The following is a 14247-nucleotide window of genomic DNA, read 5'->3' as shown; positions in this document are numbered from 1 at the left end:
AATAAAAAATGCGATTGAAGATGATCTCAATCGCATTTTTTTTATTCCCAGCATCAAATATTACCCATTTCTTGCTGATAAAGTTCATGCAGCTTAAGGTTATTTTTGCTGTTAATAATCAAGCCGGTTTTGGGCGGGTGGAACTTTGGCGGCAGGTGAAACAAAGGTTCCACGTTTGCCTCTATAGCTTCATGGTGAACGGAGATTTGCGGCCATTTTTTCACAAAATTGCCCCGTTGCGCGATGTGGAATCCCCACATTCCGAACGATGGCACCACTGAATAAAAAGCCTCCGTTTTGAAGCCTGCAGCCTGCAGTGTTTTAGCGATACTCCAATAGACCCGGGGTGTGTCCGCTGGGGAGGATGACTGGCAGACGATGATTCCATTGGTGTTTAAGTGCCGCCCGACTTGATCAAATAGTTCTTTCGTATATAATAAGCTGGTTTCAGTGTCAACTGGATCTGGAAAATCAATGATGATGACATCATAACCGTTCATTTCACCCATTAAGTAAAGTTTCGCATCCAATGTGTGAATCTTCAGCCTGTTATCTTTCAACGAACCCTCATTAACATCAACAAATGCCGGTTCATTTGCGGCAAGCTTAATAATCATCGGATCAATTTCAACAAGGTCGATATGGCTGACATCATGATATTTAATGACCTCCCGAACGGCAAGGCCATCCCCGCCTCCTAAAATCAGCACCCGTTTCCTTGATTTTGCGAGTTCCATTGCTGGCAGGACCAAGGCTTCGTGGTAATGTCTTTCATCCAGCGAAGAAAACTGGAATTCTTCATTCAGATACAATCTCAGGTCCTTTGCCTCGACAAGCAAAATGTCATTGAGCTCACTAGAACCCTGGTAGAGGATATGGTGCCCGCCATTCTTGATTTCCTTAAGAATTTTCATGTCCCATGCATTACCCGGGCGCCTGCTGTCTGTGAACCTCGGATGTGGCTCTTTTGAATATATAGGAGAAATCTGCCTTTCCATCCCTCTTTTAATTTCAATAGCTGTGGCCCGCCCGGCACCGATTTTTCCAAGGAATTTTCTTAGGACTGGCCAGGTATCCTGAGGGGAGCAGGTATATAAATCAAAGGCTGCATACCCGTATTCGGGCCAAGTATGAATGGAAAAATGGGAGGTAGAAATCGCGATGATTCCCGTTACTCCTTGTGGTGAAAAGGAATGGAAGCAGGCCAGCAGAATTTCCAATTCCAGCTCACGGAGGGTATCAAGCATCAAGGTTTTTAATTCATCAGCGTTATTTAAGAGCTCCGCCCGACAATCGTAAGCATCCACGATGAGGTGCTGACCTTTCATCTCCATACTTCCATCCCTTTCTTCGTTCTGATTCATTTATGAGTTCATATTATTGATTTAAAAAATTTTTCATATTTAAGGTATGTGAGTGTATTTCGGGAAGTGATAAATACGTAAATTCGTTTCAGTAAATTAAGACCTTGAGGACAATAAATAAATTGTCAAAATCAATTTAGTGTATGTGTGAAAATTGATACAGGCTTCTGAATCTGAAAATGGTAAAATAGGAAAATCTATTGAGGATAGGGAGTAATGTGGCTATGAACAAGACTGAAATAATTGCGCGCAGAATACTAGGCTGGAAGTTAAACAGATGGGATCGCTGGTATGATTTTGAAAAGGGAATTTTCATACCTGTAGACGAGTTTCAACCCGATCAAAACCTGGAGCACGCGATGCTAATTGTTGAAAGATTGAAAGAGTTAGGGTTTACATATAAAACAGCCGGTGCACGCCAGGCATGTTTTAATGATGTATGCGAAACGGGCAATACGTTAGCGGCGGCCATAACAGAGGCAGCCTTTGCAATCGCTGATAATAGTTCGGTTCCGGATGAATGGCTATAACAAATGTAATATTATTTTGAAACTTAAACCCAACTTTTGAACGATCGAATTTTTCAAGCATTCGTTCGTTTTGCTTTTGGTACCTATTTAGAACTTGATAACGCTTCATAAATGTTAATGAAATGTTCACATGAGCTGCGGATAAATAGGAGTAAAATAAACATATCGAGTAATTATGTGAAATCATTCACAAATATATGTGATATGGACAGGTGATAAGGATGGGTGGACTTTCCGTTAGTGCTTTACTTATAAGATTTATTTTAGGGGGCTTGGCGGTTGTCGCTTCAACGATTGTAGCGAGGAAATTGGGCGAAAAGGCAGGCGGAATATTCGCTGCTTTTCCAGCCGTATTTTTAGCGGCATTACTTACAGCGGGACTGGATTTGAAAGGTGAAGCTCTTGTTTCCCAATCTATTATTCTCTCAAAAGGAGCCATGGTTGGGATGGGAATTAATATACTCGTGGCCATTGTGGCTGTCCTTCTATTAAAGAAACACGGATGGAAAAAAGGACTCATCGAGGCGTTAGGTTGCTGGCTGGCAGTTTCAATCGTAGTGGTTGCCATCACTGTCAATTAGGAAAGGGTGTTAACAATGACAAAAGATTTACTTTTGCGGTTTTTACTTGGCGGGGCAGCTGTTATGGCCAGCTATTTAATTATAGTGGTTTCGCCATGGGAAATCTTAGGGGGGATTTTCGCTGCGTTTCCGGCTGTGATGATTACGGCCGTCTTAATGGCAGGGGTTACTTCCGGAACAAAGAACGCAGCAAAAATTGCAGGCGGTTCCGTCTACGGCATGATTGGAGGCGTTATTTGTGCAGCGACCGTCTGGCTGTTCTTAAAACTGACTCATAATTGGCCGCTAAGTATGCTGCTCGGTCTGCTTTTTTGGCTGATCAGCTCAGTGATGGTGTCAACATTAAGGGAGAAATTAAATATAAAACTATTTAGTAGAAAAATGGTTTTGGCAGAAGCTCGGTTCAGACATCATAAATAATAGAAAAAATGCCAGGCACCATCCGAAAAAGGCAAGCAGCCTGGCATTTTTCATCTTTAAATAATATCAAGGGGAACTTTTCTTGCGGGAGCCGGGAAAACCTCGTCAAGTCTAGATAATTCCTCTGTTGTTAATTCAATACAGGCAGCCGCATAATTTCAAGTGAAAACTCCTGTTCGGAATAGACAAATTTTACAAAAAAATATGCACATTTTTTAACAATCGTCATATATTAGCTTCTGTGTGAGAAATTACGTAGGAAGGAAGTATGGACGATGAATAACAACCAAGTATTAACACCAATCAAGAACGTGGGCAAAGATCTAGGAAATGGCGGATTTAAGATTGTTGAAATCAATGTGACTGACCCGTCTGAAAATTTATTTGCTGTGTGTACGCCTGTTAAAAAATAATAAAAAAGACTATCCAGAAAAACTATCTTTTTTGTAAAAATACATAGAAAGATAGTTTTTTTATTTATGCTATTTAGTGTTTTTTATATATGTAAGCGCATACATTGTAATGAGCAATGGAGGTGAGACCTTTGATGTATATCTATGGTAATGACTATATCAAGTATTTGAACGACGACAGTGCAGGACATTTAACATACGATCAATGGAAAGTGAAAAAGAGTCAACAGGGCACCGATCAATGCGCTTCATGCGGAACTGTGAAGGAACACTTGCAGCCTTGTCCGAAATGCAGACATTAATTGTAATGTTTATAAAACCCACTCAATTGGTGGGTTTTTTTATTTGCTTTATTCAAAAAAAAAATTCACTCGCCTATTGCAAATGAAATCAAATTCAAATAATATCTAATTAGATAATCATTAAAGTAGGTGTACGCAAACATGCAATTAAACAAAATCGTGGAATTTCATAAAGCACTTGGTGACCTTACTAGGATCCGAATCATTGCCTTGCTTCAACAGGGGCCGTTGCACGGGCAGGCGATTGCCGGTAAGCTGGGGCTTAAACCGCCAACGATAACTCACCATATGGCAAAACTTAGAGAGGTGGGGTTGATCAAGGAACGGCGTGATAAAAACACCATCTATTTTTCTCTCAATACAAAAATATTAGAGATGAGTGCTAAGGCTATTTTGAATGTTGGAACGGGAGGCGGAGCAGAGATGGAAATGTCGGTGACAGCGGAGGATAGGGAAGCGATCATTAAAAACTTCTTCACCAAAGAAGGGAAACTGAAAACCTACCCTGCGCAGCGAAAGAAAAAGCTAGTTGTGCTTGAGCATATGGTCAAAGGGCTGGAACTGGGTAAAGTTTATCAGGAAAAAGAAATCAATGAATATTTAAAACAGTATCATGAGGATTACGCTACATTACGTCGCGAACTCATTATGTGTCAGTTTATGTACCGTGAAAATAATCAATATGAGTTAAATCCAGTTGAGGTTTGGTGGTTGAAATAAATTTTTTTACACAACTAATTAGATAATTGTAAAATTAGATGATAATGAAAGGAGTTCCTGGGAGATGGCTCTTTCCTTTATTAAACAGGAAAAACAGTACCGGAATTTGTTTCTAGCCGGTGTCGTAAATGGAATCGGTGATCGCTTCAGTTCCGTTGCTGTATTAGCGCTTGCGATCGAGTTAACAGGGTCAGGCTTTGCAGTCGGCATGACGCTGGCGATTCGGCTATTGCCTTTTGTTATCTTCGCCCCAATCGGAGGCAGGCTGGCAGACCGTTTTTCAAGAAAAACCATTTTAGTGGCAACGGACCTCATCCGCATCGTGTTTGCCTTATCGTTTCTACTGGTTCATGGAAAAGAAGACCTTTGGATTGTTTATGTCAGTACCTTTATGTTAGCGGTTGGCGAGGCTATTTATGCACCAGCGAGAAAATCAGCGATACCTCAGCTTGTCAACAAAGAGCATCTGATGAAAATAAATAGTCTGGAACAAGTATTGGTTGGGATTGTGCTGATTGTAGGCGCCTTTTCAGGGGGGATTGTTTCCTACTTATTTGGAGCGGGTTTAACATTTATGATTAATGCCGCCTCCTTTTTAGGTGCAGCGATTATCATTTCTTCGATCACATTTCCTAAAAAGAAAAGCCTTCAGGATGAAAAGCAGCAGCATAAGGAAAAGCCGATTCCCACCTTTAAAAAGGTAATTTTACTGTCTGTACCGGTTCAAATTCTTCTTTTCTGTGAAGTAGTCATTGCGTCTATGAACGGAATTGATAATGTCCTGATTACCGTGTATGCCATTAAAGAGTACCATTTAGGGGATGTAGGTGTTGGGCTGTTTTATGGAGCGTTAGGGATTGGTTTAACATTAAGTTTTTCTGTCGCCAACCGACTGCGAAAAAATATCTTTGGGATTGGGTTGGCCAGTCTCATGCTTGAGGGGGCTTTCCTGGTAGTATTGAGCCAAACCCATTATATAGCCGCAGCGTTTCTCGTGTTTTGCGGGGCCGCGTTTATGTCCGGGATTGGGAATGCCTGTTTTGATACGGTTCTGATGAAGGAAATTCCTGAGGAACACCAGGGAACAATGTTTGGGTTATTGGCATCCATTGGCAATCCATTATTGGGTATTTCGATGCTTTTATCAGGGGTCGCTTTAGAATACCTGACCCCACGAACCTTGGGGTTAATTGGCGGCAGCGCATATATGTTAATTGCCATTTTCCTGATGGTCTTCCTGTCTGTTAAACGGGTTCGAGAAAGGGACAGCATGCCCAGTCCGGAAATTTTGAAAAAATGATGCCCCCCTTGAAATCGTAATAGAAACGTAAACCAAGCAGGACAGACATCCATTTTTAAAAGGTTATTATATTCGCATTTACGTTTACTGTCACGGCTGCATAAGAATAATTAAACCAATTAGAGAGGTGACTTTATTATGTGCGGCTGGTGCGGTTGCGGTGGTTATGGCTATGGTTTCGGCTATGGCGGCTTTAGCCCATTTGTATTAATTGTTGTATTGTTTATTCTTTTAATTATCGTTGGGGCTAGCTTTTATTAATTACAAGTAAAAAATGAGGTGTTCTTTGAGGGCACCTCATTTTTTAATGGTCCCTAAAGTTGGAATCATTTTTTTAAATGGTGAATACATAATGGAGAATAAATAATAAAGGAGAGGGTTTAGCTGACTACCACTTTGTTTCTTGTTGTTTTAATCTCATCTCTTGCCTATATTCTTGGCGGATTTCTCGTTTTAATTCGAAAAAATTGGCCGGAAAGAACCTTATTGTCATTGGTTGCTCTTAGCGCTGGCCTGTTATTATCGATTGCTCTTTTACATTTAATTCCTCATGCCATAGAAGACTATCATGATAGCAGTTTGTTCGTTTTGCTTGGTTTCCTGATTATGTATTTTATTTTTCTGCCAGGAACTTTTAATGGAAAAAATGGGGTAGAAAACAGTGGTAAATCTGGGGCAACGGGATTAACAATTGGAATGCTGCTCCATAATTTTTTTGAAGGATTATCGATTGGAATTAGCTATGCCTCATCTTTTGAATTAGGTGTTTTTGTTACGATTGCACTGGTAATTCATAAAATACCTGAAGGGCTTTCCTATACTTCGGTTATGCTCGCCTTTTTAAATGGCCGCAAAAAAACTGCCATCTATCTTGTCATTCAGGGGCTTTTTACCTGGCTCGGAGCAGGAATTGCTGTTTTGTTATCGGAAATGAAGGACTTTCAAGAAACAATTGTAGCTATGGGCTTATCAGTAACAGCTGGGATTTTTCTGTATCTAAGCGGGGCTATGTTATTGCCTTTAATAAATCAAGGGACATTTAAAAGTACACCTTTGTTTTTTATAGGTGGGATCTTGCTCTTTTTCATATTACATAGTGTTGTCTAGAACCTATATGATCCCAAATTGAAACGGCTTGGAAATTTCAAGCCGTTTTGTTTTTTGGGCTTTTTATAAAAGATTTATTCTTCTCGAAAGGTCTGTAGTAAATAAAATCGAAATAGAAAAAATATGTAAGATTTTCTGACAAATGCCTATTTAACAGCCTTTATATTTGATACATTTGATCCATATTTTATAAATAGGGATTGGGGGATTTTTCATGGAAAATGGCTTAGAAGTTAGAAAAAACATAAAAATAGAGAGATGCATCTATATTGAGGAACATTTAAACGAACTCTCAGCACTTCTTATCCAAGTTGTTGGGGATGGTGCTTCGATTGGATTTTTACCGCCATTAGGGGAAAACGTGGCAAAGGGGTATTGGGAATCCGTCTTAAATCCAGAGGTGGTCTTATTTGTTGCTAAGATAAATAATATCATCGCCGGGAGTGTTCAATTACATCTATGTTCAAAGCAGAACGGCAGACATCGGGCTGAAATCGCCAAGCTCATGACGCACCCACATTATCGCCGGAATGGAATTGCTCGGTTATTAATGGAGAAGGCTCACGAAACGGCTAAACAAATGGGGAGAACATTAATCGTTCTTGATACGAGGGAAGGAGATCCTTCTAATAGTCTTTATACTTCTTTAAGGTATATTCAAGCAGGTCGGATTCCTAAATATGCATTGTCTGAAAATGGGGATTTTGATGCGACGATAATTTATTATAAAATGATTTAAACTATATAGAGATGGGTTCGTCTAAAATGTTAGACGGACCTTTGTTATGGTAGAACTTGTAAATCGGAAAATAAATGGCTTATTTTTACCGGAGGGACACTTTTATTGTGGTCACGGGAAGAATAGCTAGCTTATTTTTACCAGTGCGATGCTTTTCTTTCACTAGAGGGAAGAATAGCTAGCTTATTTTTACCAGTGCGACATTTTTCTTGCACTCACGGGAAGAATAGACGGCTTATTTTTACCATTGCGGTACTTTTCTTGTACTCACGTGAAGAATAGACCGTTTTATTTTTACCGGAGCGCTGCGTTTCTTGCACTCACGGGAAGAATAGACGGCTTATTTTTACCATTGCCGTATTTTTCTTGTACTCACGGGAAGAATAGACCGTTTTATTTTTACCGAAGCGCTGCTTTTCTTGCACTCACGGGAAGAATAGACGGCTTATTTTTACCATTGCGGTACTTTTCTTGTACTCACGAGAAGAATAGACCGTTTTATTTTTACCAGAGCGCTACGTTTCTTGCACTCACGGGAAGAATAGACGGCTTATTTTTACCATTGCCGTATTTTTCTTGTACTCACGGGAAGAATAGACCGTTTTATTTTTACCGAAGCTCTACGTTTCTTGCACTCAAGGGAAGAATAGACGGCTTATTTTTACCATTGCCGTATTTTTCTTGTACTCACGGGAAGAATAGACCGTTTTATTTTTACCGGAGCGCTGCTTTTCTTGCGCTCACGGGAAAATAGTAAGCCATTTTTACTTTTACCTTCAACCGAGGCCGTTTTATCTTTAAGAACCCAAAACATAGGAGTGTTTTTCAGTGATCTCGGACGGTTCTCTTGCCTCACATTCCCAGAAAATGAGGAAAAAGAACCTTCATTTTTTTCGGATTATGGGAAATGCTATTGAATGTGCTTTAGGAAAGGTGGCACGGGAATGAATTATTTTTCTTATAATTTGAGGAGGATTGCAATGGGTATTTTGAGTGGAAATCCTAAGGAAGAGCCGATGCATTATGGCGAAGTGTTTGATCTATGGGCATCTGTTTTAGCTGGTAATGGCATGATTGCGGGTTATCAAACGATGATAAACCATGCAGGTGACGACGATTTAAAAAAATTATTAAAGGAAGCCATTGAACTTTGCCAGCAGGAAAAGAAACAAGTGGAGGAACTTTTAAAGGAAAACGGAATTGGTTTACCTCCAGCTTCACCAGAGCCGCCGGAAGCTTGTTTAGAGGATATTCCGGTTGGAGCGCGCGTTCCTGATCCCGCTATTGCTGCCGTACTTTCGGCCGATATAGCTGCAGGATTAGTGACTTGCAGCCAAGTTATCGGTAAATCCATTAGGGAAGATATCGCCATGATGTATGTGCAAATCCATAACCAAAAGGCAGCGCTTGGCGGCAAAGTTCTTAGGTTAAACAAAGAAAAAGGCTGGCTGATCCCGCCGCCATTACATCCAAATAAACATGGTGACTGTTAAGGATATTAGGATGAAGACAAATTGTCTCCATCCTTTTATTGTTTCAACATTGCCTATATTTATGAACTATAGCCTGGAGGCCCCGGTCATCCCAGTTCAATTTTATTAGTGGCCCAGATGGCTAGCTGCAAAGTCAGAGCATCCCTAAAATCTTTCGGATCGTACCCTGTTTCTTCTTTAATTTTATTTAACCGATAAATTAATGTATTTCGATGGATAAAAAGGGCATCAGCTGTGTTTTGGATGTTTAGATTGTGATCGAAAAACGCTTCCAATGTCTCCAAGTAGCTTTTCAATGTACTATTCATTATTCGTTTAGAGAATTTTTCTGCATCTTCCCACTTGATCTTATAGATAAGGGCTTTTGATTCGACCTTGGAGAAGGGGACAATTTCCAGCGTCTTATCGGTGATATCGAGCGCAAGGTCACAGTCCAAATAAGATTCTTGAAAATTCTTTATGTCGGAAAAAGGAGTACTGAACGATAGGCGGTGGGAGACCTTAAGGCGTCTCAGTTCATGAGCAATCCTATCAAACACTTTTGATGTTTCAGTCAGGGTGCATTCCGAAAAGGCAATAAAAATTCTATTTATGTTAATGAAGCCAATAATTGCATTTTGTCCACTTATCGTTAGTTCCAGTTGTTTAATAAGAGTATTGTTAGAGATGGAACGCTCGTTCATTTGGATTACGCATGAAATAAACGGGGGGTGAAGCCGTTTTTCCAACAAACTTAGTCCCCGTTCAATATTAGTTATAGACGGTACCGATTTTAGCAATTCTTCTAAAATCATATCCTTGGTTCGCTGCTGCCATTCCAGCTGCGTGGAAATATAATTTTGCATGATCATGAGCTCCGTCGTCATTTTGACTAATCCCCCGAAATCCTGTGTTTCGATAGGATTTCCGGTGATGCCTATGACTCCAACGATGATGTCTTTAAACACGATAGGTAGATTAATTCCCGGCTGAGATCCTTTTAATTCTTTTGCCTGCTCCTCTGAAATAGTAACTGTTTTACCGGTCTTTAAAACTGCTAGAGCTCCTTCATGAATATCCCCTATTCTCGAAGAATTCCTGGAAGCAATGATGATCCCATGTTCATCCATTATGTTTATATTGCGATCAAGGCGAAGAGAGGTTTCTTTTACGATGGTGGAAGCGATTTCCTTTGTTAGCATAATTCCTCCAATAAATTAGTTATACCTTACAAAAAAACATATAATTTTTTAACTATTTTTGTTTATTATACACGATGAATTAAAGAAGTAGAAAAAGTATAATAATTCCATAAACTTAATGAAAACGTTTTCTAAGGAGGTTGCCATGAAAATAGTAATCGCCCCTGACTCATTCAAAGGCAGCATGAGCTCAGTAGAGGCAGCAAGCTCAATTGAAAAAGGGATTCTCCGGGCGTACCCTGACGCAGAAACGGTCCTATTGCCCGTTGGAGACGGCGGGGAAGGAACATTAGAAACGCTAGTATCTGCAACGAACGGATATACTGTCCCGGTGAATGTTACAGGACCTTTAGGCGACAAGGTTGCAGCAGAGTACGGTGTATTGGGTGATGGAGAGACATGTGTAATCGAAATGGCTAAAGCGTCGGGACTAGCTCTTGTGCCCCCATCTCAGTTGAATCCGTTAAAAGCAACAACCTACGGAACTGGGGAATTGATTAAACGGGCACTTAATGATGGCTACAAATCCTTCATTCTCGCAGTAGGTGGTTCTGCCACCAATGACGGCGGAGCTGGAATGCTGCAAGCCCTTGGGTTAAAGCTTCTGGATGCAGATGGCAAAGAGATTGGCTTTGGCGGTGGAGAACTTAGAAAAGTTGAGATAATCGAAATGTCATCATTTGATGCAAGAGTTGCAGATTGCAAGTTTCTTATCGCATCAGATGTCCAAAATCCTTTTATTGGCCCCGATGGTGCATCTAGTGTCTTCGGACCACAAAAAGGCGCATCACCTAATGATGTAGATTTTCTTGATGCATGTTTATCTAATTTTGCAGATGTCATTGAAAAGACAACAGGTATCCAAATTCATAATCTTCCCGGATCAGGAGCGGCGGGAGGAATCGGCGGTGCTTTTCAAGCCTTTTTCCCATCCAAGATGAGACGAGGTATTGACGTGGTCATTGAGTATACCCGGCTGAATCAACTGGTCGAAGGTGCAGACCTTGTCATTACTGGTGAGGGAAAGGTAGACTTTCAAACCGCATCCGGCAAAACTCCAATGGGTGTCGCACAGGTGGCACATTCGAAAAATATTCCTACCGTCATTCTCGCAGGTTCTGTCGGCAAGGGAATTGATCCGCTTTATCAATATGGTGTTGTTAGTGTTCACAGTATAATTAATAGGCCAATGGATTTAGTAGAAGCAATGGAACATGCTGAAGAATTAGCGGAATTTGCCGCTGAGCAAATTGTTCGATCGTTTTTTTATCAAAAGAGGCAGATTGAAAACCAAGTTAAGAATGGATAAAAAGTTAAATCCGTTGATGTTTATGCAGCCCGATTTCTTGTGGAAGATTCGCTTTAAAGTTTGTCTTTGAAAAATATTAATATTATCCTTGAGAGGAGCTTTAAATCTATGAAAATCAAAGCAACACTTGATAGAATTCCTGGTTCGATGATGCTGTTCCCCCTACTCATTGGTGCAACACTAAACACGTTATTTCCGGGCACCCCTACTTTTTTCGGGTCCTTCACCGGGGCGCTTTGGGGAGGAGCACTGCCAATTTTAGCAGTATTCTTCTTCTGCATGGGTACAACATTAAGTTTTAAAGCGACACCTTACATCGCCAAGAAGGGCGGCGCGTTACTATTAACCAAAATTGGAGTAGCGGCCATAATCGGTATCATTGCTGCACAGTTTATCGGTAATGGAATGGTTCTTGGAGGATTATCAGTATTGGCGATTGTTGCTTCCATGAATGATACAAATGGTGGTATGTACATGGCGTTGATGGGCCAATTCGGTAAAGCTGAGGATGCGGGTGCTTACTCAATAATGTCTCTTGAGTCCGGTCCTTTCTTGACAATGGTTTCTTTAGGTCTTGCCGGTCTTGCCGGTTTCCCATGGCAAACAATGGTTGGCGCGATTCTACCAATGGTTTTAGGGATGATTATTGGAAACTTGGATCCGGATTGCCGTGAGTTTTTCGGAAAAGCTGCTCCTGTTTTAATACCGTTCTTCGCATTTGGACTTGGTGCCGGGCTTGATTTCAACAAAGTCGCAACTGCCGGTTTAACCGGAATTTTATTAGGTGTTGCTGTTGTAGTTATTACAGGTTCTGCTTTATTCGTTGTAGACAAATTGACAGGCGGAAATGGAATTGCTGGTCTAGCAGCCGCTACTACTGCCGGAAATGCTGCTGGTGTTCCTGCAGCCGTTGCTGCTGCCAATCCTGCTTATGCAGAGGTTGCTGGTACTGCAACAATCATGGTAGCAGCGAGCGTAATTGTAACTGCAATTTTATGTCCGATTGTTACTGCATGGTATGCGAATAGACTCAAGAAAAAAGAGCAATTCAAACTCCAAGCGAACAGAGCAAGTTAAGAAATCCCTGGAAAACTATCCGTTATTTAAAAATGGATTCATAAATGATCCGCGTATGTTATGCTCTAAGGTGTTTAACAAAAGGCAATGTAAAACAACCATAAACCCCTGAGAGCGATCTCAGGGGTTTGGCAATTAGGTTTTTTTCTCCTTAAACGGAAATAAATTAACTAGAAGCACGTTAGTATATACTGAAAACATTTGCGAAAGAGAGTGTATAGACATGAAAACAAACCTGTTATATGGCCAAAACGGACTTGAAATTGAAGTTCCTGACAATGCGTTTGTCGTAGAACCAAAAGACCTCCCAGCGATGGAAGATGAACGGGAAGCGATTAAACAGGCACTGAGAAACCCAATTGGAACGGCCCCTTTAAGAGAAATGGTCAAGCCTACAGATACCGTTGCCATTGTTATTAGTGATATTACAAGACCGACCCCGAACCATATTCTTGTTCCATTATTGATTGAAGAATTGAGCCACGTCCCATTGGAGAATTTCGTTGTCATCAATGGAACAGGGACTCACCGCGATCAGACAAGGGAAGAATTTGTGCAAATGTTGGGTGACTGGGTTGTAGACAATATTCGGATCATCAATAATAACTGTCACGACAAAAGCACACAGGTAAACCTCGGACGCAGCAAATTTGGCTGTGATGTATATCTCAATAAAGAGTATGTGGAAGCTGACTTCCGTATTGTAACAGGTTTTATCGAGCCCCACTTTTTTGCAGGATTCTCTGGCGGACCAAAGGGAATTATGCCGGGCATTGCTGGAATTGATACGATTATGACTTTCCACAATGCCAGAATGATTGGCGACCCTCTTTCAACATGGGGAAATATGGTCAATAACCCTGTCCAGGATATGACACGGGAAATCAATGGCCTTTGTAAACCACATTTTATGTTAAATGTGACACTGAATAAAGAAAAAGAAATCACAAATGTATTTGCGGGAGAGTTATACGAAGCCCATGACAAGGGATGTGCCTTTGTAAAGGAACATGCGATGGTCCGCTGTGACGAGCGGTTTGATGTGGTTATTACCTCCAATTCTGGATACCCGCTGGATCAGAATCTTTACCAGGCCGTTAAAGGAATGAGCGCTTCACAAAAGATTGTCAAAAAAGGCGGCGCCATAATCGTTGCTTCAGAATGCTCTGATGGACTGCCAAGCCATGGAAATTATGCAAAAATCTTTGAATTCGCAGACAGCCCGCAAGGCTTACTTGACCTAATCAATAATCCCGAATTTAAAATGTTCGACCAATGGCAGGTGCAAAAACAGGCGGTCATTCAAGTATGGTCGGATGTCTATGTGTATTCGAAGCTAACAGACGAACAAGTCAAAGGGGCCATGCTTAAACCAACACATAATATTGAGAAAACACTTGAAGAACTTAAACAGGCATATGGAGAAAACATGACTGTGGCTGTCTTACCGCTCGGGCCGCTGACAATTCCATATGTTGAAGAGTAGTAGTTTGAAATAAAAAAAGTCACAAAATGTTCACAAAAAATAAGAAATATGTTATCTTATAAAATGTTAATAAGAAATAGAATGTTCATTGATGAAATGTAACATGATGTCGCACTTTCATTCTGTTATTCTATTTTTATAGTGGCGGGAAGGATTACTAGTATTTTTAAATGCTTAGATATTAGCCCATCATAAACGGTTTATGTGAATTTGTTTGCATGAAAC

At 40.7% G+C, this 14247-nt stretch carries 15 protein-coding genes; 13 read left to right on the top strand and 2 right to left on the bottom strand.

Annotation, left to right across the window (positions count from 1 at the left end):
* Window positions 1–53: 53 nt before the first annotated feature.
* Window positions 54–1334: an adenosylmethionine decarboxylase gene (speD, locus tag QNN06_RS20340; protein ID WP_213119022.1), complete on the bottom strand. Its 1281-nt coding sequence runs from the start codon at window positions 1332–1334 to the stop codon at window positions 54–56.
* A gap of 254 nt (window positions 1335–1588) precedes the next feature.
* Between speD and QNN06_RS20335 the strand changes: the two genes are divergently transcribed.
* From QNN06_RS20335 to QNN06_RS20285, 10 genes are all read left to right on the top strand, one after another.
* On the top strand, window positions 1589–1894 hold the full coding sequence (locus QNN06_RS20335; RefSeq protein ID WP_213119023.1) for a BC1872 family protein: 306 nt from the start codon (window positions 1589–1591) through the stop codon (window positions 1892–1894).
* A gap of 221 nt (window positions 1895–2115) precedes the next feature.
* Window positions 2116–2475, top strand: coding sequence for a DUF3147 family protein (locus tag QNN06_RS20330; RefSeq protein WP_213119024.1), 360 nt, complete (start codon window positions 2116–2118; stop codon window positions 2473–2475).
* A 15-nt stretch (window positions 2476–2490) separates the two neighbouring features.
* Window positions 2491–2895, top strand: a complete 405-nt coding sequence (locus tag QNN06_RS20325; RefSeq protein WP_213119025.1) for a DUF3147 family protein — start codon at window positions 2491–2493, stop codon at window positions 2893–2895.
* A 275-nt stretch (window positions 2896–3170) separates the two neighbouring features.
* Window positions 3171–3308 (top strand): hypothetical protein, encoded by a 138-nt coding sequence (locus QNN06_RS20315; RefSeq protein ID WP_213119026.1) that lies wholly within the window; start codon window positions 3171–3173, stop codon window positions 3306–3308.
* Window positions 3309–3751: 443 nt separating this feature from the next.
* Window positions 3752–4330, top strand: coding sequence for a DUF2087 domain-containing protein (locus QNN06_RS20310; RefSeq protein WP_217036155.1), 579 nt, complete (start codon window positions 3752–3754; stop codon window positions 4328–4330).
* Between the two features lie 64 nt (window positions 4331–4394).
* Window positions 4395–5630: an MFS transporter gene (locus QNN06_RS20305; protein ID WP_213119028.1), complete on the top strand. Its 1236-nt coding sequence runs from the start codon at window positions 4395–4397 to the stop codon at window positions 5628–5630.
* A gap of 138 nt (window positions 5631–5768) precedes the next feature.
* Window positions 5769–5891: a YjcZ family sporulation protein gene (locus QNN06_RS20300; RefSeq protein ID WP_213119029.1), complete on the top strand. Its 123-nt coding sequence runs from the start codon at window positions 5769–5771 to the stop codon at window positions 5889–5891.
* Window positions 5892–6026: 135 nt separating this feature from the next.
* Complete coding sequence (locus QNN06_RS20295) at window positions 6027–6737, top strand: ZIP family metal transporter (RefSeq protein ID WP_213119030.1); 711 nt, start codon at window positions 6027–6029, stop codon at window positions 6735–6737.
* 214 nt (window positions 6738–6951) lie between these two features.
* Entirely contained in the window at window positions 6952–7476 is a 525-nt protein-coding gene (locus QNN06_RS20290) for a GNAT family N-acetyltransferase (protein ID WP_217036163.1), read from the top strand.
* Between the two features lie 980 nt (window positions 7477–8456).
* Complete coding sequence (locus tag QNN06_RS20285; protein WP_213119032.1) at window positions 8457–8969, top strand: DUF3231 family protein; 513 nt, start codon at window positions 8457–8459, stop codon at window positions 8967–8969.
* Between the two features lie 86 nt (window positions 8970–9055).
* Here QNN06_RS20285 and QNN06_RS20280 read toward each other — a convergent pair whose 3' ends face one another.
* The gene (locus QNN06_RS20280) at window positions 9056–10150 is read right to left on the bottom strand and encodes a CdaR family transcriptional regulator (RefSeq protein WP_213119033.1); all 1095 of its coding nucleotides are present in this window, start codon (window positions 10148–10150) and stop codon (window positions 9056–9058) included.
* Between the two features lie 145 nt (window positions 10151–10295).
* Between QNN06_RS20280 and QNN06_RS20275 the strand changes: the two genes are divergently transcribed.
* The 3 genes from QNN06_RS20275 to larA all read left to right on the top strand — a co-directional run bounded on the left by QNN06_RS20275 (window position 10296) and on the right by larA (window position 14022).
* Window positions 10296–11459 carry a glycerate kinase gene (locus QNN06_RS20275; RefSeq protein WP_213119034.1) on the top strand — a complete coding sequence of 388 codons (1164 nt, stop codon included), beginning with the start codon at window positions 10296–10298 and terminating at the stop codon, window positions 11457–11459.
* Window positions 11460–11567: 108 nt separating this feature from the next.
* Window positions 11568–12536: a 2-keto-3-deoxygluconate permease gene (locus QNN06_RS20270; protein ID WP_213119035.1), complete on the top strand. Its 969-nt coding sequence runs from the start codon at window positions 11568–11570 to the stop codon at window positions 12534–12536.
* Between the two features lie 223 nt (window positions 12537–12759).
* Window positions 12760–14022, top strand: a complete 1263-nt coding sequence (gene larA / locus QNN06_RS20265) for a nickel-dependent lactate racemase (RefSeq protein ID WP_213119036.1) — start codon at window positions 12760–12762, stop codon at window positions 14020–14022.
* Window positions 14023–14247: the final 225 nt, after the last annotated feature.

The organism is Neobacillus sp. 114 (assembly GCF_030127045.1).
In the GTDB taxonomy this organism is placed as follows: Bacteria; Bacillota; Bacilli; order Bacillales; family Cytobacillaceae; genus Neobacillus; species Neobacillus rhizophilus.
Note: the sequence above shows the minus strand (reverse complement) of the source record. Positions and strands in the feature narration are given on the sequence as shown.